Raw genomic sequence first — 18,603 nt, forward strand, 5'->3', positions numbered from 1 at the left:
ATTCAGAACTTTATTTTAAAATGCTCTTTGACCTGGCCCTTCCTGAAATAAACCAGGCCAATCCAGAACAGATCAACCGTTACCGTAACTTCGGGATGGTTTTTAATCTCTTCCCAGGCCTCCTTCATGCCCTCGCTCCAATAGATGTCATCGAATATCAGCAATGACCCTTCCTGCACCTTAGGCAGGCACCATTTAAAGTAATCCAGTGTAGCTTCCTTTCGATGGTTCCCATCTATGTAAACAAAGTCAAGCTGCTGCTGCCCCTCAATCAGGCCCGGAAGCAGTACATCGAAATTCCCAACCTGTAGTTCAACATTTTCCAATCCGAGTTCCTCAAAATTTCCACCTGCAACTTTCGCGGTTTCGGGACATCCCTCTATGGTGATTATTTTTGCATCAGGACAAGCTTTCGATAAGTATGCCGTGGTAATGCCAAGACAGGTACCCAATTCTATGATATTGGAGGGCTGGCTATTTTTCGCCAAACGATAGATCAATTGTGCCAGCCTCGGGCTTTTTAATGCATTTTTTGCAATCTGCTTTACCTGTTTGGTCCTGTTCTTATTCAAGTGGGAGCCTGCCCCCAAATCGGTCACAGTAATCAATGATTCGTCATTAAAAAGTTTTTTTCGCTGCGCTTCAATACTTTTATAATCGGTTTTGGAGTTAAAATCGTAAATTACCTCATCAGTAAGTTTATATACAAATGGGGAATGAGTACCATGCCTGCTTTTCGCAGTAAGACGGTGCTTAATGTAGTCACTGATAAAATTAAAAACCATAGCCGCAAAAATAGGTATTCAAATTTGCATGTTTGATGGAAAATAGTAAAGAAATAAGTGCGTTGATTAAGCTTCTTGATGATCCTGATCTTGAAGTATATGAACATGTTGAAAAAAGATTGCTCGAATACGGTCCTGAAGTGGTCGACTTCCTCGAGAATGAATGGGAGCACTCCCTGGATACCCTGCTACAGGAGCGGATCGAAAATATTGTACACAAGATCCAGTTTCAAAGTGTCAAAGAAGACCTTAACTTATGGTACCACAGCGGGGCATTTGACCTTTTGCAGGGTGCCCTGGTCATCAACCGTTACCAGTACCCTGATCTGGATGAAGAAAAGGTAATCCTTCAGATTGAAGAAATAAAAAGGGAAATCTGGCTGGGCCTGCAATATGAAATGAGTTCTATTGAAAAAATAAAACTCATCAATCATGTATTTTACAACGTCTACGGCTTTGGAGGAAATACCAAAAATCATCACGACCCGCAAAATTCTTATATCAGCCAGGTATTGGAAAGCAAAAAAGGGAACCAGATCTCGCTGGCCATTATTTATGCCACACTAGCTCAGAAACTGGATATTCCAGTATATGGCGTAAACCTGCCTCAGCACTTTATTTTGGGATACATTGACGAAAGCAGGCGTGAAGAGCATGAATTTGGTGTTCTTTTTTACATCAATGCCTTTAACAAGGGTGCTATTTTTGGCAAGCACGATGTAGATCAATTCCTCCGTCAGCTTAACCTTGATCCGCTACCGGGCTTTTATGCTCCCTGCAGCAATGTAGAAATTATCAGAAGGATCATCCGCAACCTGGTGTCTGCCTACGAAAATCTTGGCTCGGCAGAAAAAGTGAACGAGCTGAAACAGTTGCAGGATATCCTAAGCAATACAGATCTATAAGAACTGATTGCCCCTCATCCAGTTCTCCAGGGTCTTAAACCAATCCTCAGCCGTGGTTTTGTTTTTTAAACCAAAGCCATGCCCTCCGGCCTGGTAAATGTGCATTTCTGCTTTTACTTTAGCTTTTACCAGTGCCTGGTTAAACAGCATGCTGTTCTGAACGGGAACGGTCATATCATCATTTGCATGAATCAGAAAAGTTGGCGGTGTTTCGGTATTAACATGCTTATCGTTAGAAAAATATTGTCTCAATGTAGTATTTGCACCGGCCAGTTTCTCTGCAGAGCCCTTATGCTCAGATTCGGTAAAGGAAATCACAGGATAAATCAGAATGGAAAAGTCAGGTCTTAGGCTTAAACTTTCCTTATTCTCAATTTTTACATCTTTATAATGTACGGTTAAGCTCGACGCGAGATGGCCACCTGCTGAGAATCCCATAACACCTATCTTTGAAGGGTTAATACCCCATTTAGAGGCATCTTTTCTAAGTGTATAGATGGCCTGCTCAACATCCTGTAAAGGCCCAACAGATCTGTCCTGCATAATTTCATCGCTTGGCAAACGGTATTTCAATACAAAAGCAGTTACCCCCATAGCTGCAAACCTTTCGGCCACGGGATAGCCCTCATGTCCTATTGCCAGGCCAGAGTAGCCTCCTCCCGGACAAACAATTACAGCCGTGCCATTTGCCTTATCCTTAGCAGGTTGATAAACCGTAAGCGTTGGTATAGAGACTTTGCTGATCCCCGCTCCTCTTCCTTCGCGCATCACCGTGGTTTCCTGGTAATCTGCAGGTGTAGGTTTTGCTCCAGGAATAGGACCTGGATAAAGAGGTAGTACTTGCTGGGCCATTAACCCATTTGCCGATAACAATACAGTCATGAATAGTCCGCTTAAATATTTCATATTAAAATTCCATTAAGTACGCTTTTAAAAAGTCGTTCAGTTCTCCGTCGAGCACCGCCTGCGGGTTGGACGACTGAAAATTTGTCCGGTGATCCTTAACCCTACGGTCGTCCAGTACATAACTTCTGATCTGCGAACCCCATTCTATTTTTTTCTTACTTCCCTCAATTAAGGCTGTAGCTTCCATGCGCTTGCGCATCTCTGCTTCATAAAGTTGCGATTTTAATAATCTGATGGCGTTCTCTTTATTCTGCAACTGCGACCTGGACTCCTGGTTTTTAATGATAATCCCGGATGGTTTGTGGTACAAACGCACCGCAGTTTCCACCTTGTTCACATTTTGTCCGCCGGCACCGCCCGAACGGAAAGTCTCAAATTCAATCTCAGAGTCCTTCACTTCTATTTCAATGGTATCGTCTACCAATGGATAAACATATACAGAAGCAAAAGAAGTATGCCGCCGGGCATTGGAATCAAAAGGGGAAATCCTTACCAAACGATGAACTCCGTTTTCGCCTTTCAGGTAACCATAGGCAAAATCGCCTGAAAACTGAAGTGTTACCGATTTTACCCCAGCAACCTCACCTTCCTGATAGTCCTGTTCAGTAATCTTATACCCGTTCTTTTCGCCCCACATCATGTACATGCGCATCAGCATGTAGGCCCAGTCGCAACTTTCCGTCCCGCCTGCACCAGCTGTAATTTGCATTACGGCGGGCAACTGATCTTCCTTGTTCTTCAACATGTTCTTCAGCTCCAGGTCTTCTATGGCCTTTAAGCACAGGTCGTATTGCTCCTGCATCTCTTCTTCACCTGCATCTCCTCCCTGATAAAATTCAAACAGCACAAGTGTGTCTTCCAGCAAACTGTTGGCCTGTTGCCAGGCATCTGTCCATACTTTTTTGGTATTTATTTCTGCGATATGTTTTTCGGCCTTTTTAGGATCGTCCCAAAAATCCGGCTGCAGGGTAAGTTCCTGCTCAATTCGAATATCTTCTAAACGGTTTTCAACGTCAAAGGTACCTCCTCAGCGACGTTACTCTGTCCCTTAAATCCTGAATTTGTTCTTTTGTCATAAGCACAAATATATAATATAAAGGGCTTGTATCAAATTCCTTTTGACACAAGCCCTTTTCTAAAATTAAGTGGTTACCTCAGCTGAAAAGCCCCTTCAATTTATCTACAATGCCATCGTCTTTACCATCCCCGTTTACATCTGTTTTTTCTGTAAACATCCTGGTTACATCAGACAGGTCAAATTTCCCATCAGGTCCTGAAACCTTGGCCACAAGGTCCTGAATATTGAAAGAACTATCGTTCGGATCATTGGTCTTGTTCACCAGCTTACCTACAATAGAAGGGATCACCGATGCCGCTATGTTCTTGGCCGACTCCATATTGATTCCCATGGCTGCAAGCTTATCAGAAAATCCGGCTGTAGCTTCCTGTGCAACTGCGCTGCCTTCTGCATTACCGCCCTTAAATGCATCTACAAGGTTCCCTATATTTCCAGATGAAAGTTGTTGTTTAAGCGCGTCAATAATTGAACCTGAAGCGGCACCAATGGCGGCTTCGTTCTGTTCGTTCGGCACAGCATTGTTGTTTACTATGGCCTCCTGAACGTTTTCTTTTACGAGTTGATTTAAATTTTCTAACATAGGTGTTTTTTTAAAGGTTTTACTATCTTGTTCCGTTGAATAAATGTAACATCGATATATTTAATAAATATAACATTAATATTATGCTTCCTACAATAAATTTCACAGAAACCGCTGCGTATAAGTATCTTGCCGATCACTTCATCGACATTAATAAGAAAAGCCTGAAAGAACTTTTTGCAGAAGATGAATCCCGATTTGAGAAATTTTCCCTGCTGTTTGAGGATATCCTGGTTGACTACTCCAAAAACAGGATCGACGACACCACTATTGCTTTGCTTATCCAGCTTGCGCGGGAGTGTAAATTAGACGAAGCCATTAAAGCCATGTTTAGCGGCGAGCCGATCAACCAGACAGAAGGCCGCCCGGTACTACATATAGCCCTGCGCAACCAAAGCAACAATGCCATCCTGGTAGACGGAAAAGATGTGATGCCGGAAGTAAACCAGGTACTCAGCAAAATGGAAAAATTCAGTAACCAGGTTATCTCCGGAAGCTGGAAAGGATATACCGGCAAAGCCATTACTGATGTGGTAAACATTGGTATAGGCGGCTCCGACCTGGGGCCTGTAATGGTGACAGAAGCTTTAAAAGCGTATAAAAATCACCTCAATATGCATTTCGTTTCCAATATTGACGGAACACATATTGCGGAAACCCTTAAAAAAGTAAACCCTGAAACTACTTTATTCCTGATCGCCTCCAAAACTTTCACCACACAGGAAACCATGACCAATGCCAATACAGCACGCGAATGGTTCCTGCAGCATGGAGCGAAAAAGGAAAACATCGCCAAACACTTCGCTGCCTTATCTACCAATGCAAAAGACGTTGCTGCTTTTGGTATTGATACAGAGAACATGTTCGAATTCTGGGACTGGGTTGGTGGCAGGTATTCTTTATGGAGTGCCATTGGCCTTCCTATTGCCTTAAGCATCGGCTATGATAATTTTAAACAGCTGCTGGCGGGGGCACATGCCGCCGACGAGCACTTTGAAAACGCTGAATTTGAGATCAATATACCGGTTATCCTGGCACTTATAGGCGTATGGTACATCAATTTCTTTGATGCGGAAACACAGGCCATTTTACCGTACGATCAATATATGCACCGTTTTGCGGCTTATTTCCAGCAAGGCGATATGGAGAGTAACGGTAAACATGTAGACCGCAATGGAAATGACGTAAGTTATGAAACCGGTCCGGTCATCTGGGGCGAACCAGGAACAAACGGGCAACACGCATTCTACCAGCTCATACACCAGGGAACCCGCATTATCCCTTGCGACTTTATTGCGCCGGCACAAAGTTTAAACCCTATTGGCAACCACCATCCAATTCTGCTGTCCAATTTCTTTGCACAAACTGAAGCCTTGATGAATGGCAAAACCATAGAACAGGTAAAGGAAGAGCTTAAAAAAGAAGGAAAAACAGACCAGGAGATTGAAAAACTGGCGCCATTCAAGGTATTTGAAGGAAACAGGCCTACCAACTCCATACTGCTGAAAAAAGTTACGCCATTTAGTCTCGGCAGTCTTATTGCCCTATATGAGCATAAGATATTTGTACAGGGCATCATCTGGAATATATTCAGTTTTGACCAATGGGGTGTGGAATTGGGCAAGCAACTGGCAAAAAGCATTTTGCCCGAACTTGGTGACGATAAAGAGGTGACTACTCATGATGGGTCGACCAATGGTCTGATCAATCAGTACAAAACCTGGAGGTAGGTATTGCCCTTGTTTTTTGTATCTTTATGTATGTTGGTTATGGAAAAAGGCTGATGCCTGCATCATAACATTAAATTAGTGAAACGCTAAAATAATATACAGATGAAAACAATTAAAAACATGCTGGCATTTGCCGCCCTGCTAGTTATAAGCATTCAGGTAAATGCCCAAACCGATAAGGAAACTACCATAAAGGTAATCAATGCGCAGAATTTTATATTCAATGCCACTTCGGCTATGCCAATGGCCAATATGGATGTAAATAACATTTTAAGCAAAATGCCTGGCGGCAATGGTGGTGGACTGATCCAACTTACCGGATCACAGTACCAGCTTACAGTTGCTAAAGACAGTGTAGAGGCTTACCTTCCTTACTATGGAAGGGCCTATACTGCTACCATGAACCCTGACGATTCGGGCATTAAGTTCAAATCGAAAGACTTTAAATATAAAGCAACGCAAAAGAAGAAAGGCTCCTGGCTTATTACCATCAATCCGAAAGATACGAAGGACACACAATCTATGACCCTTAATGTATCTGAAAATGGGTATGCTACCTTAAATGTAAACAGCAATAACAAGCAGTCCATATCCTTTAACGGATACATTAGCGAACCCAAACAAAAGAAATAGGCTATTTTTTAGCTACCGGCTTCACCTCAAACAGGTGAGGCCATTTTTTTCCTGTAACAAACAGCCGTTTTCCTGCCCTGTCCCAGGCAATCCCGTTCAATACATTGTTAGCCCGGTCATCTTCTGTTTTAAAATAATCACCCGGTAATAATCCTGAAAAGTCAATTTGTTGCTCTACCACACCTGTTGCAGGGTCAATCACCACTACAATATTCTTCGTATAAATATTCGCATAGATCTTGCCGTCTATATATTCCAGTTCGTTCAGTGAATCTACAGGGCCATTGTTATCGTATACCGCCAGGGTGCTTTCATCTTTATAGGTGTCTTTATTCATAAAATAAAGCAGGTTAGAACCATCAGACATGATCAGTTGTTTACCATCAAAACACAAGCCCCAGCCATCTCTGGTGGTCGAATACACAAAGGTGCCCTGCTGCTGAAATGTTTTTGCATCATATACGAGTCCAATATTGTCCTTATAGGTTAGCATCACAACCTTATCCCCCACCAATGTAGAACCTTCGCCAAAGTATTTGTCTTCCAGTTTTATCTTCTGCTGTACCTTTCCTGATGTTACATCAACCCATCTCAAGGTAGAATGCTGTTGCTGCCCGGTGCTTTCCAGAAAACGGCCGTTATGATATTCCAGCCCTTGGGTATAGGCAGAGGTGTCATGTGGCATGGTTTTCACCAATTGGTAGCCATACAGCTTTGGCTTAACTGTTGACGTAAGCTCTATATTGATCGTTAAGGTGTCTTTTTTGCTGCCATTGTCAACCACAGCCGTAATCAGCTTATAGCCCAAAGAAAGCCCTTTTGTACTTACAGATACGGCTTCTCCGTTTGTTTTCTCTGCCAATGGTTTGCCTTCCAGCAAATAAGTAGCTGAAGTAATATTCGTCCCCTCAGGAACATCCAGGGCAATTTTCAGGTCTTCGCCTAAACCTATGGACTGTCCCTGCTCAGGCAATTTAAAGGAAACTCCGGGAGCCGATGTTTTGTCCTTACAGGACATCATGAACGATAAGCTGAACAGCAGGCAAAAAACTGCACTGCGAAAGGTATTTTTAACTTGGCCAGAATGCATCTTCTATATGATTAATTTTATAAAGGTCTTTATTTTCAAAAACAATTGCAATAATGTCAAAACGAATCTCTTTCTGGTGATTGGTCATCTCAATATAGGCCGATGAGGCAAATTCCAGTTGCCGTTCTTTTTTATAGTCCACAAAATCCTCTGGGTGACCATAATCTGTAGAACTTCGTGTTTTTACTTCCACAAAAATAATCGTCCCCTGCTGGTCGGCAATCACGTCTACCTCTGCTCTTCCACATTTCCAGTTCACATGCAAAATGCGATAGCCCAGGTTTTCCAGGTACGCGGCAGCAATCTGTTCGCCTCTTTTGCCCAGGTCATTGTGTACTGCCATTCTTTATTTTAAAATGGTTATGCCCAGGTGTTTGGAAATCTCTTTTTCCACGCCCTTCATCAGCACAAATTTCTGCATCAGAATCTCCAGGTTTACAGGATCCGTTTCCACTTTTATTTCATTGGAGATGTTTTGTAATATCCCCGCTATTTTCGTTTTTTTCAGGTGAAACAATCCGCCCAATATCGTAGCTTTTAAATTTACCGTTTCGTCCCTTACATAGATATTATGCTTGTTTTCCCAGTTTTCACTTAAAATATAGGGCGAGGTAGACAGGTTGATGGCCAGTTCGGCAATCTGCCGGTCCGGGTTTTTGATAAACTGACTGGCTACAGGTAAATGCCCATTCTCAATTTCTTCCCTGTAGGTTTCAATAACCACATTGCAAAGTTTGTCCTCAAACACCACATCTGTCAGGTTTTGAACAATGAAAGACCCGATATACATATTGTCTATACCGTCCCAATTCACCAGTTCGTGCCCAAAAGCGAGCAGCAAACGCACAATTTCCTGTTCCTGTATCAGATCGTTGTTTACCGGGGCCTGCGGGCCCGGGTCTTGATATGACCCTTCGCTCTCAAACAGATTATCTGGCGGCATATCCCCGTAAGGGCCTGATGCGTTCTGGTGTTGCTGGAAAGATTGCTGTTGCGGGGTTTGCCCCCCTCCCGAAGCTTTTTTCAGCTTCGCAGCCCGCATTTTGTTGAGTTCTGAAAGCAGAATCCTTTCTTCTACCTGCAGCAGGTTACTGCACTCTCTGATAAAGACCGCAGCTTTAATGTCATCTGGGATCTTCGCAATACTCTCTATAATGTCCCTGATGATACCGGCCCGTTTTATGGGATCAGTACCGGCTTCTTTAAGTAAAATATTGGCCTTGTACAAGATGAAATCCCTGCGGTTTTCTTCAATGTACTTTTTAAACTCACCCGAGCCTACATGGTGCATGTATGAGTCGGGGTCATGCCCATCCGGGAAAAGCACTACCTTTACGTTCAGGCCTTCTTCCAGGATCATGTCCAACCCGCGCAAAGAGGCCTTGATACCCGCAGCATCCCCATCATACAGGATGGTCACATTTTGCGTGAAACGCCCGATAAGCCTGATCTGCTCTGTGGTCAGTGAAGTTCCTGAAGAAGCGACCACATTCTCTATCCCCGCCTGGTGCACCGCCAGCACATCCGCATAGCCCTCAACCAGGTAACAATTGTCCAGGTCTCTGATGGCCTTTTTTGCATGGTACAAACCATAAAGCACGTTGGATTTATGGTAGATGTCACTCTCAGGAGAGTTTACATATTTTGGAACATTTTTATCGGTTTTAAGTGTACGCCCGCCGAAACCAATTACCCTTCCGGTAAAATTATGGATCGGGAACATCACACGCCCCCTGAAACGGTCGTACAACTTGCCTTTATCGTTTCTGATGGCCAGGCCTGTCTTTTCCAGGTATTCTTCCTTATGCCCGGCTCCGGCAGCACTCTGGATCAGGGCATCCCATATATCCGGCGAATATCCCAACTGGAATTTCTTTAATATATCTTCCCTGAAACCACGCTCTTTAAAATAACTGAGGCCTATTGCTCGGCCATCGTTGCCGGTCCAGAGTTCGTTTGCAAAGTAACTGGCGGCGTACTCCGAAACAATGTAGAGACTTTCACGGGCATTCTGGGCTTCAATATTCTGTGGCGACTGAATCGTTTCCTCAACCTCTATATTGTATTTATTGGCCAGGTATTTAAGTGCCTCGGGATAGGAATACTTCTCGTGGTCCATAATAAAGTGGACCGAATCGCCCCCCTTGCCACAGCCGAAACATTTGTAAATCCCCTTGGTTACAGAAACATTAAAGGAAGGTGTTTTTTCGTTATGAAAAGGGCAATTACCGATCAGACTGGTACCCCGCTTTTTAAGCGCAACAAAATCGCCTACCACTTCCTCAATGCGGACGGTGTCCATTATTTTGTTTATGGTATCCTGGTTGATCATTTTACTAACGCTCTCCTAATTTAACTATTTTTCTTTGCCCGCCTGATAATCCTTATGTACAATCAGGAAACTGGCACGTTCTTCCTTTTTAAACGGATAATCCCAGTTTCCCTGATAGGTGATCTTGGTGGGCAGCTTTTCTTCTCCAAAATAGCTGGTCTCGATATTCATCTGCACATCAAAGTCGAACAGCATATTGCTGTACTTCATGTCTACATAGCGGCCCAGGATCTCAAAATTCCGTTTGTCAAAAATGGTAGTCAGCTCCTTGATCATCAGGCCATCCTTTGTGCCTTTGCTCAAGTCCTTTTTAACGGTAACCTTAAACCGGTAAACCGGTATAGAATCCAGGTAGGTACCGCTATGGTAAGCATAATCGTAATACTGGCGCATGTTGGCCGTAAAGATCTGGGTTTTGCTGCCAATAAAAGGCAGGCCTTTGATAGGCCTCCCCGGGGCAAATATCAGGGTCTTCAGTTTATCCTTGTAACTTTCGTTGGTTTCAGCATTTTTATTTTCTGTCATTGGGCCTTCCTTCACAAAATCCGTTTTATAGGCATTCATAAAGATGTAGTCAAACATCTCTATGGTGTACAACTGGTATTTACCGTTCTTCTTATAAACCTTACCTGTATCCTGTTTGGCCAGGTATACCATTTTTTCCGGTCCCTGGTTGGTGTGTTTAATCTTACGGTAAATACGGCCGTCTACCTTATTTTTCTTATCGTAGGTATAAATGCGGTTTTCAGCAATAAAATTATACCGCTTCATGTTCCTGAAAGCCTGATAAAAACTCTGATCGGTAATGATGGCATTGATAAAGGTCTCCACACCAAACTTCTGCGCTTTGATATTCACCACAGAATCCAGCTGGATGGTTTTGATCGTATCCGGATTAAAGCGCTGAATTTCCTGTGCAAACCCGGGTTTTGCAAAGATCATCAACACCATATAAATCAATCCTTTCTTCAATTGCCCAGCTGTTTCAGCGCAACATAGGCCATTAAACCTGTCGATACTTTTAAAGCGTCTTCATCAATGTCAAAATTTGGCGTATGTACAGAATAGTGGGTATCTTTTTCTTTGTTTCCTGTTCCTAACCTATAAAAACAAGCATCGGTGATTTGCGAATAATAAGCAAAATCTTCCGCAGCCATCCAGATATCCAGATCGAGCACATTTTCTTTACCCAGGTAATCTTCGGCAAAAGCACGCGTGTTGGCGGTCAGTTTTTCTTCGTTAATCAGGTAAGGGTAACCATCCATAATAGTAAATTCGCAACTTCCGCCCATACTTTCGGCAATGCCTTCCGCCATCTTTTTCATCAGGCGTTTGGCTTCCTTACGCCATTCCTCATTCAGGGTTCTGAATGTGCCTTCCAGCTTCACTTCATTAGGGATAATATTGGTGGCACCATTGGCAATCACCTTTCCGAATGAAAGTACTGAAGGCAAACGTGGATCTGCATTTCTGCTCACAATCTGCTGCAGGGCAACAATGATATGCGAGGTGATGAGCACAGGGTCTATATTCTGATGCGGTTGTGCACCATGTCCGCCTTTACCGCGCACGGTAACATACAACTCGTCGGTAGAAGCCATGTAAATGCCTGAACGGAAGCCTACCTTACCTGCATCTATCAAAGGCATTACATGTTGTCCTATGATATGCTGCGGCTTAGGGTTCTCCAGTACCCCTTCTTTGATCATGATACTTGCACCACCCGGGAGTATTTCCTCGGCAGGCTGGAAGATCAGTTTTATGGTTCCGCCAAACTCTTTTTTCAGCTGATTTAAAATGTATGCGCTTCCCAACAAGGAAGAAGTATGCACGTCATGACCGCAGGCGTGCATCACACCAGGATTTTTAGAAGCATAAGGTTTATCGTTTGCCTCGGTTATCGGCAACGCGTCCATATCGGCACGCAGGGCGATGATTTTATCCGAAGGCAGTTCACCTTTAATTAAACCTACAACACCGGTATCAGCCATTTCTGTAAAAGGGATACCCCAATCGGTCAGAATTCCCTTTACAAAGGCTGAAGTCTGGTATTCCTTGAAAGAAAGTTCCGGATTGGCATGTAAATGCTGGCGATAGCCAACAACCTGTTCAAATATATTACCCGAAAGGGTCTGGATCTTGTCTTTAATCATCATTGTTGTGGTTCTAAATTAGGTGCATTAATCTTTTCCCTGAAAATAAATAAGGTGGGGAACATTGGCCTGAGTTCATTTAGCAGGCGCTGTGCTTCCAGACGCGTCCTGAAATCACCAACCCGTAAATAATAATTAGGTTGTTTATAGGTAATGTAAGTATTTAATTCCGGGTAGCTGGAGTTAAACTTGCTTTGCTCATTATAAACCTCACGCCGGTCTGATCCGTAATAGATCTGTACCCGGTAACCCACTTGCGAAACGATGGCTGTACCCGGTCTTACCGGGCTTACACTACCTGGAGTCCCTGTTGTAGCGGGTTTCAGGTTCAACTCAATACGTTTTGCAATCAAACTGTCTATCATCGGATCTTTAACTACTGCAACTACACCCTTAGTCTGGGCCACTACCACAGCAGAAAAACAACACAATATACCAGTTAACAATTTCTTCATGAAAGGATAAAAAAAGAATGCCGAATTTTTTACAAAACTCGGCATTCTATATGTTTAATACAAATTACAATCCTGCGCCGTGACAGTTTTTGAATTTCTTGCCGCTACCGCAAGGACAAGGCTCGTTCCTGCCCACTGTTACTTCCTTGCGGATGGGCTGCTGTGGAGCCAATTCACGGGTATCTTCCATCACATCAGCACTGCTGCTTTCATGTCCGAACTCCGGTTTAGACATTTTTAACCTGCTTGGTGCAGGTCTTGGTGCCTGTGCCTCACGTACATCGTTCGGATCTGTCTGTATCGGGATACCACCCTTATACAGGAAGCTCACTACCTCTTTGTTCACCGCATTCAGCATGTTCTTGAACAGGTTAAAAGCTTCCATTTTATAAATGATCAGTGGGTCTTTCTGTTCGTAAACTGCATTCTGTACAGATTGTTTTAATTCGTCCATTTCACGCAGATGCTCTTTCCATGACTCATCAATGAGGGCAAGTACAATTGTTTTCTCAAACGACTTGGTGATCTCGCGACCGCCATTGTCTATCGCTTTTTTAAGTCCTACCGGCACCTGAATGCTGCGCATGCCATCTGTAAACGGCACAACGATCTGCTCAATCTGTGCACCTCGTTCTGCATACACCTGGTTCAGCACCGGCATGGCCTGCTCAATGATGGCATCCGATTTACGCGCATAGAAGGCAGTTACCTCTTCAAACAATTTGTCTGTTAAATGGTGGATGCCTTTAGTGTTGAACTCATTTTCATCGATTGAAGTATCGGCCGAGAAGTTTTTGATCACTTCCAGCTTAAAGCCTTCAAAATTACCTTCTTCTTTATATTCAGTTACAATGTCTTCAGCAACGTCAAATACCATATTGCTCATGTCAACATCCAAACGCTCGCCAAACAAGGCATTTTTACGTTTTGCATAAATTACCGAACGTTGAGAGTTCATCACATCATCGTATTCCAGCAAACGCTTACGGATACCAAAGTTGTTCTCCTCTACTTTTTTCTGGGCACGCTCTATAGATTTGGTGATCATCGAATGCTGGATCACCTCACCATCCTCAATACCCATTTTTACCATGATGTTAGAGATTCTTTCCGATCCAAACAAACGCATCAGGTTGTCTTCCAACGACACGAAGAACTGAGATGAACCCGGGTCTCCCTGCCTTCCGGAACGACCGCGCAGCTGCCTGTCTACCCGGCGCGACTCGTGGCGCTCTGTACCAACGATGGCCAAACCTCCGGCTTCTTTAACGCCAGGGCCTAATTTAATATCGGTACCACGACCAGCCATATTGGTAGCAATGGTCACCTGACCAGTCTGACCAGCTTCGGCCACAATATCGGCCTCTTTCTGGTGCATTTTAGCGTTCAGTACGTTGTGCTTGATACCACGAAGTTTCAGCATCCGGCTCAGCAATTCCGAGATCTCTACCGAAGTAGTACCCACCAATACCGGCCTTCCCTCCTGGGTCAATTTCACAATCTCTTCTGCAACGGCATTGTATTTTTCACGTACCGTACGGTATACATAATCTTGCTGGTCTTTTCTGGAGATCACCCTGTTTGTAGGGATTTCCACCACATCCAGTTTATAGATAGACCAGAACTCACCGGCTTCTGTGGTTGCTGTACCAGTCATACCGCAAAGCTTATGGTACATTCTGAAAAAGTTCTGCAGGGTAACTGTAGCATAGGTTTGCGAAGCGTCTTCAACCTTAACATTCTCTTTGGCCTCAATTGCCTGGTGTAAACCATCCGAATAACGACGGCCATCCATAATACGGCCAGTCTGCTCATCTACAATCTTAATCTTACCCTCATCAATGATGTATTCTACATCAATTTCAAATAGGGTATAAGCTTTCAACAATTGGTTTACCGAATGGATGCGCTCAGCCTTGATCGAATAATCACGCATCAGGGCATCTTTTTGTGCAATCTTCTCTTCACTGCTTAGTGACGATTTTTCGATCTCTGCGATCTCTGTACCCACATCAGGAAGCACAAAGAAGTTATGGTCTTCACCAGATTTGGTGATCAGCTCGATACCTTTTTCGGTAAGTTCAACCTGATTGTTCTTCTCATCAATATGAAAAAACAACTCAGCGTCTACCTTAGGCATATTTTTAGACTGATCGGCCATATAATGGTTCTCAGTTTTCAGTAAGGTTTGCTTTACGCTACCTTCACTCAAAAACTTGATCAAAGCTTTATTTTTAGGTAAACCACGGTGGGCACGTAAAAGCGCCAGACCACCTTCGCCTTCTTCAGTTCCGGCTTTGCCTTCATTTATTAATTTCTTGGCATCGTTTAATGCCCTGGTTACATATTCTTTCTGGGCATTTACCAGGCGTTCAATCCTTGGTTTCAGTTCATGGAATTCATGCTGATCACCAAAAGGAACCGGTCCGGAAATGATCAAAGGGGTACGCGCATCATCAATTAAAACCGAATCGACCTCATCCACCATGGCAAAATGCAGCTTGCGCTGAACCAGCTGATCTGGGGTCTGCGACATATTGTCACGCAGGTAATCAAAACCAAATTCGTTATTTGTACCATAGGTGATATCGGCCAGGTAAGCATTCCTGCGTTCCTGCGAGTTCGGCTCATGCTTGTCAATACAATCTACAGAGATACCATGGAATTCAAACAGCGGACCGTTCCACTCCGAGTCACGACGGGCAAGGTAATCGTTCACAGTTACAATGTGTACACCCTGTCCGGCCAATGCGTTCAGGTAAGCTGGCAATGTACTTACCAATGTTTTACCCTCACCAGTGGCCATCTCAGCAATTTTGCCGCTGTGCAATACCATACCGCCTATCAGCTGCACATCGTAATGTACCATGTTCCATACTACATCTACTCCTGCGGCTTCCCAACGGTTAGCCCAAAGTGCCTTATCGCCTTGTATGGTTACATTCTTCTTTTTTGCAGCATAGTCTCTGTCAAATTGGGTTGCAGTAACCTCAAGCGTTTCATTTTCGGAAAAACGTCTCGATGTCTCCTTAACCACTGCAAATGCTTCCGGCAGGATTTGTTGTAAAACAACTTCCAATTCCTTATCGCGGTCTTTAATCAATGCATCAACCTGATCGTACAAAGCTGTTTTATCGGCTAGTGATAAATCCTGACTTTCAGCATCTGTTTTCAAACTACTGATCTTGCCATCAATTTCGGCCAGGGCCTTGGCAATAATATCTTTAAAGTATGCGGTCTTTGCGCGCAGTTCGTCGTTACTTAAAGCCGACAACCTCGCATATTCTTCATTTATTTTGGTAACGATAGGCTGTAAGGCCTTGATGTCTCTTTCTGATTTGCTTCCAAAAATCTTGGCTAAAAATCCTAACATATAATGTTTTGTGTTTATATTTTTAAAAAAATGGTGAAATTACAACAACCAGGCCACGCGGCCAATTGAGCCACAATGTCAGTTGCAGGGGTGTTAAAAACTGGGATAGACTGGGAATTAGGGGCTGTTGTTCTTGGTTTGTTCTTTTATGGTCAGATCAACAATAACGTAATTATTGATGCTATGCTGCTCAATGCGTTTTTCTGGCAATACACCTATAGCACTAAGGGCATTGTACGACAAAAAGAAAGGGTGGTGCTGGTCATCAGGTTGGCTTAGCCTTATTGCTGCCGATTTCTTTTCCAGCTGCTGACTATTGCAATATTTGGTTACGATACGCAGTCCTTCTACCCGCTCCGCCTTTGCAAGGTGGGTCAGGCTAAAAAAAACCAGCGATAAGGTAACTATGTGTCTCATGTCCGCGCCAAAGCTACAAATTCTATTCCAGTCCTCCTAAATTTACTCATTTATTGCGCATTCAGCTCCTTAAGTTCTTCAAGATCGGCATAGAGGCCTTTTTCTTCTTTTCCTAAATCGGGCCAGCCATTTGTTTTTTTTCCTGCATAAAACCAGGCGAACCCCATCAGCGCAGCAAAGATAAGGAAGGAATAAACTGCCTCCAATATTCCCGATTCAGGTATTTTGGCTATAATACGTGACAGGTTGAGCAACATGGAAGAACAGAACAACAGGATGATGATATACCTGAAACTTTTCCTGTATTTTGCGTAAGCCGCAATAACCTGTACCAATGCTCCCTCTAGATTTTGCCTCTCCAGCTCTATCTTTTTAAGTGCCATCCGTGCTCTGAACAAAAAAATCACCATTAATATGCAGCACAACACTATCGCCGCAAGCGGTATGTATTGTACCGGAAAAGTATAATCGAAAGGATTTCCGAAGAAAAAACCAGTAAGGCAAACCGTGTAAAAAAGAAAAAGGCACAACATTTCCATATAACGCCTTCTGATCCTGGCAACTCTGGAAACAGACCGTTCCCCGATCATGCTTGCAATTACTTTTTGGTTGATCTCCTCTGTTGCAGTCAACCGGTTATCATATTCCTGCCAGGCAGTTTTCAACTCATCTAAGTTCATAACGATCTGTTTTAATTATTTTCTCCAGTTTAATTTTAATCCGGTTGATCCTGACCCCAACATTGGTCTTACTGATCCCGATGATTTCACTGATTTCTTCATAGTTCTTCTCTTCCAGGTACAGCAGAATGATGGCTTTCTCTACTTCTGTTAATGCCTCAATCGCCTGTTTGAGCATGAACATCTGTTCATCTTCTTCAGTATATGCGCCCAGATCAGGAATCTGAAACTCATCTGACGAAATTTCCCTGCGCTCCAGCCGTTTACTTTCTTTTCTAAAATTGGTAATGGCCGTATTTAGAGCGATGCGGTACATCCAGGTGCTTTGTTTCGACTCTTCCCTGAAGGATGGGAATGCCCGCCAGAGCTGAAGCACAATCTCCTGGAAGAGGTCGTTCTTATCCTCCCTGCTCACCGCATAGAGATTGCAAACCTTGTATATAATTCCGCGATGTTTGTTTATCATTTCGATAAATACCTGCTCCATCCTGTTTCAATTTGAACAATAAGTCGTAAAACCAGTACTAAAATTACATCTTTGATAAAATTAATCCGGAATCATGGCCGATTTTCGCTTAACCGTTTTTTATACTGTTGCCAAAAGGCTTAGTTTTTCAAGGGCTGCAGAAGAATTATACATCAGTCAGCCTGCGGTAACCAAACACATCCGCGAACTGGAGCAGCAATACAACAACAAACTGTTCGACCGGAAGGGCAACAAGATAGGGTTAACCCCAGCGGGTCAGGTGCTCCTGAATCATACCGAATCCCTCTTTGCCATTTACAGGTCTATTGATTTTGACATGAACGCTTTACTCCAAAAACACCTGGGTGTACTGCACCTGGGGGCAAGTACTACAATTTCCCAGTACCTTATCGCACCCATCCTTGCTGGTTTCAAAAAGAAGTTCAGCGATATAGAGCTCAAACTGATCACTGGTAATACCGAACAGATTGAAAAGGCTTTACTGAAAAAAGAAATAGAACTGGGTATTGTGGAAGGCCGATCCAAAAATCTGGAGATCAGCTATTCTGATTTTATGCAGGACGAGATTGTGCTGGTCTGCAATAAGCAACACCCGCTGGCCAAAACTTCAGAAATAACACCAGAACAATTAAAGGATCATCATTTTATTGTGCGCGAGCAGGGTTCAGGCACCCGACAGGTAATAGACCACGCATTAAAAACATCCGGTTTGTCCCTGGCCGATTTAAGGGTCGAGATTCAACTGGGTAATACCGAAAGTATCAAATCGTACCTGATGCATTCATCTACACTTGCTTTTTTATCCGTCCACTCCATTAACAGAGAGCTCTTAAATGGTGACCTACGGGTTATTGACATCAAAGGACTATCTATAACCAGAAGTTTATATTTCATTCATCTCCAGGGTCATGCAGACGCACTTGCTGAAAAGCTAATGCGTTTCGCCAGCCTTCATTATAACATGAAGTAATAAATCATAAATATTTGGAATATAAATTC

The 18,603-nt window shown here is 43.4% G+C and carries 18 protein-coding genes; 4 read left to right on the top strand and 14 right to left on the bottom strand.

All coding sequences use genetic code 11. The features are described from left to right. Positions 1-2: 2 nt before the first annotated feature. On the bottom strand, positions 3-785 hold the full coding sequence (locus ABIE26_RS13550) for an O-methyltransferase (protein ID WP_310142128.1): 783 nt from the start codon (positions 783-785) through the stop codon (positions 3-5). A 35-nt stretch (positions 786-820) separates the two neighbouring features. Here ABIE26_RS13550 and ABIE26_RS13555 point away from each other — a divergent pair, with 35 nt between their 5' ends. Continuing rightward, positions 821-1,690 (top strand): transglutaminase-like domain-containing protein, encoded by an 870-nt coding sequence (locus ABIE26_RS13555; protein ID WP_084238038.1) that lies wholly within the window; start codon positions 821-823, stop codon positions 1,688-1,690. On the opposite strand, the gene ABIE26_RS13560 is transcribed toward ABIE26_RS13555, so the two are convergent. From ABIE26_RS13560 to ABIE26_RS13570, 3 genes are all read right to left on the bottom strand, one after another. Continuing rightward, positions 1,685-2,596, bottom strand: coding sequence for an alpha/beta hydrolase (locus ABIE26_RS13560; protein WP_310142126.1), 912 nt, complete (start codon positions 2,594-2,596; stop codon positions 1,685-1,687). The two genes, ABIE26_RS13555 and ABIE26_RS13560, sit on opposite strands and share 6 nt — an antisense overlap. Position 2,597: 1 nt before the next feature. Beyond that, positions 2,598-3,672, bottom strand: a protein-coding gene (prfB, locus tag ABIE26_RS13565) for a peptide chain release factor 2 (RefSeq protein WP_310142124.1) whose coding sequence is annotated in 2 segments (ribosomal slippage) — positions 2,598-3,611 and positions 3,613-3,672 — 1,074 coding nt in all. Because the reading frame shifts where the segments join, the coding sequence is not laid out codon by codon here. Positions 3,673-3,750: 78 nt separating this feature from the next. After that, positions 3,751-4,254, bottom strand: a complete 504-nt coding sequence (locus ABIE26_RS13570) for a hypothetical protein (RefSeq protein WP_310142123.1) — start codon at positions 4,252-4,254, stop codon at positions 3,751-3,753. An 83-nt stretch (positions 4,255-4,337) separates the two neighbouring features. Here ABIE26_RS13570 and pgi point away from each other — a divergent pair, with 83 nt between their 5' ends. Together pgi and ABIE26_RS13580 are read left to right on the top strand one after the other, a co-directional pair. Next, positions 4,338-5,984 carry a glucose-6-phosphate isomerase gene (gene pgi, locus ABIE26_RS13575; protein WP_310142122.1) on the top strand — a complete coding sequence of 549 codons (1,647 nt, stop codon included), beginning with the start codon at positions 4,338-4,340 and terminating at the stop codon, positions 5,982-5,984. A 102-nt stretch (positions 5,985-6,086) separates the two neighbouring features. Then, complete coding sequence (locus ABIE26_RS13580) at positions 6,087-6,617, top strand: DUF4251 domain-containing protein (protein WP_310142120.1); 531 nt, start codon at positions 6,087-6,089, stop codon at positions 6,615-6,617. A gap of 1 nt (position 6,618) precedes the next feature. Here the strand turns inward: ABIE26_RS13580 and ABIE26_RS13585 are convergent, their stop codons facing one another. The 10 genes from ABIE26_RS13585 to ABIE26_RS13630 all read right to left on the bottom strand — a co-directional run bounded on the left by ABIE26_RS13585 (position 6,619) and on the right by ABIE26_RS13630 (position 17,604). After that, the gene (locus ABIE26_RS13585) at positions 6,619-7,707 is read right to left on the bottom strand and encodes a glutaminyl-peptide cyclotransferase (RefSeq protein WP_310142118.1); all 1,089 of its coding nucleotides are present in this window, start codon (positions 7,705-7,707) and stop codon (positions 6,619-6,621) included. After that, a complete protein-coding gene (locus ABIE26_RS13590; protein WP_084238043.1) occupies positions 7,688-8,050 on the bottom strand; it encodes a YraN family protein in 363 nt (120 codons plus the stop codon). The genes ABIE26_RS13585 and ABIE26_RS13590 overlap by 20 nt, the downstream gene beginning before the upstream one ends. 3 nt (positions 8,051-8,053) lie before the next feature. After that, entirely contained in the window at positions 8,054-10,039 is a 1,986-nt protein-coding gene (dnaG, locus tag ABIE26_RS13595; protein WP_310142116.1) for a DNA primase, read from the bottom strand. 24 nt (positions 10,040-10,063) lie between these two features. Next, complete coding sequence (locus tag ABIE26_RS13600; RefSeq protein ID WP_354376048.1) at positions 10,064-10,990, bottom strand: hypothetical protein; 927 nt, start codon at positions 10,988-10,990, stop codon at positions 10,064-10,066. A gap of 17 nt (positions 10,991-11,007) precedes the next feature. Next, a complete protein-coding gene (locus tag ABIE26_RS13605; RefSeq protein WP_310143403.1) occupies positions 11,008-12,192 on the bottom strand; it encodes a M20 metallopeptidase family protein in 1,185 nt (394 codons plus the stop codon). Further along, the gene (locus ABIE26_RS13610; protein WP_310142112.1) at positions 12,192-12,647 is read right to left on the bottom strand and encodes an SPOR domain-containing protein; all 456 of its coding nucleotides are present in this window, start codon (positions 12,645-12,647) and stop codon (positions 12,192-12,194) included. Before ABIE26_RS13610 ends, ABIE26_RS13605 begins: the two co-directional genes overlap by 1 nt. A gap of 64 nt (positions 12,648-12,711) precedes the next feature. Next, a complete protein-coding gene (gene secA / locus ABIE26_RS13615; protein ID WP_310142110.1) occupies positions 12,712-16,020 on the bottom strand; it encodes a preprotein translocase subunit SecA in 3,309 nt (1,102 codons plus the stop codon). Positions 16,021-16,137: 117 nt separating this feature from the next. Continuing rightward, positions 16,138-16,437, bottom strand: coding sequence for a hypothetical protein (locus ABIE26_RS13620; RefSeq protein WP_310142109.1), 300 nt, complete (start codon positions 16,435-16,437; stop codon positions 16,138-16,140). 50 nt (positions 16,438-16,487) lie between these two features. Further along, on the bottom strand, positions 16,488-17,117 hold the full coding sequence (locus tag ABIE26_RS13625; RefSeq protein WP_310142107.1) for a hypothetical protein: 630 nt from the start codon (positions 17,115-17,117) through the stop codon (positions 16,488-16,490). Beyond that, complete coding sequence (locus ABIE26_RS13630) at positions 17,104-17,604, bottom strand: RNA polymerase sigma factor (RefSeq protein ID WP_310142106.1); 501 nt, start codon at positions 17,602-17,604, stop codon at positions 17,104-17,106. The genes ABIE26_RS13625 and ABIE26_RS13630 overlap by 14 nt, the downstream gene beginning before the upstream one ends. A 73-nt stretch (positions 17,605-17,677) precedes the next feature. Between ABIE26_RS13630 and ABIE26_RS13635 the strand changes: the two genes are divergently transcribed. Continuing rightward, a complete protein-coding gene (locus tag ABIE26_RS13635) occupies positions 17,678-18,574 on the top strand; it encodes a LysR family transcriptional regulator (protein ID WP_310142104.1) in 897 nt (298 codons plus the stop codon). The last annotated feature ends 29 nt before the right edge of the window (positions 18,575-18,603 follow it).

The sequence above is a fragment of the Pedobacter africanus genome (genome assembly GCF_040548825.1).
GTDB classification, from domain to species: Bacteria; Bacteroidota; Bacteroidia; order Sphingobacteriales; family Sphingobacteriaceae; genus Pedobacter; species Pedobacter africanus_A.

Excerpts from the sequence above, each read along its gene's own strand:
- ABIE26_RS13590 (WP_084238043.1), bottom strand. The coding sequence starts at position 8,050 with ATGGCAGTACACAATGACCTGGGCAAAAGAGGCGAACAGATTGCTGCC.
- ABIE26_RS13570 (WP_310142123.1), bottom strand. The coding sequence starts at position 4,254 with ATGTTAGAAAATTTAAATCAACTCGTAAAAGAAAACGTTCAGGAGGCC.
- ABIE26_RS13585 (WP_310142118.1), bottom strand. The coding sequence starts at position 7,707 with ATGCATTCTGGCCAAGTTAAAAATACCTTTCGCAGTGCAGTTTTTTGC.
- ABIE26_RS13635 (WP_310142104.1), top strand. The coding sequence starts at position 17,678 with ATGGCCGATTTTCGCTTAACCGTTTTTTATACTGTTGCCAAAAGGCTT.
- pgi (WP_310142122.1), top strand. The coding sequence starts at position 4,338 with ATGCTTCCTACAATAAATTTCACAGAAACCGCTGCGTATAAGTATCTT.
- ABIE26_RS13580 (WP_310142120.1), top strand. The coding sequence starts at position 6,087 with ATGAAAACAATTAAAAACATGCTGGCATTTGCCGCCCTGCTAGTTATA.
- dnaG (WP_310142116.1), bottom strand. The coding sequence starts at position 10,039 with ATGATCAACCAGGATACCATAAACAAAATAATGGACACCGTCCGCATT.
- ABIE26_RS13630 (WP_310142106.1), bottom strand. The coding sequence starts at position 17,604 with ATGGAGCAGGTATTTATCGAAATGATAAACAAACATCGCGGAATTATA.
- secA (WP_310142110.1), bottom strand. The coding sequence starts at position 16,020 with ATGTTAGGATTTTTAGCCAAGATTTTTGGAAGCAAATCAGAAAGAGAC.
- ABIE26_RS13560 (WP_310142126.1), bottom strand. The coding sequence starts at position 2,596 with ATGAAATATTTAAGCGGACTATTCATGACTGTATTGTTATCGGCAAAT.
- ABIE26_RS13555 (WP_084238038.1), top strand. The coding sequence starts at position 821 with ATGGAAAATAGTAAAGAAATAAGTGCGTTGATTAAGCTTCTTGATGAT.
- ABIE26_RS13610 (WP_310142112.1), bottom strand. The coding sequence starts at position 12,647 with ATGAAGAAATTGTTAACTGGTATATTGTGTTGTTTTTCTGCTGTGGTA.
- ABIE26_RS13625 (WP_310142107.1), bottom strand. The coding sequence starts at position 17,117 with ATGAACTTAGATGAGTTGAAAACTGCCTGGCAGGAATATGATAACCGG.
- ABIE26_RS13550 (WP_310142128.1), bottom strand. The coding sequence starts at position 785 with ATGGTTTTTAATTTTATCAGTGACTACATTAAGCACCGTCTTACTGCG.
- ABIE26_RS13620 (WP_310142109.1), bottom strand. The coding sequence starts at position 16,437 with ATGAGACACATAGTTACCTTATCGCTGGTTTTTTTTAGCCTGACCCAC.
- ABIE26_RS13605 (WP_310143403.1), bottom strand. The coding sequence starts at position 12,192 with ATGATTAAAGACAAGATCCAGACCCTTTCGGGTAATATATTTGAACAG.
- ABIE26_RS13600 (WP_354376048.1), bottom strand. The coding sequence starts at position 10,990 with ATGGTGTTGATGATCTTTGCAAAACCCGGGTTTGCACAGGAAATTCAG.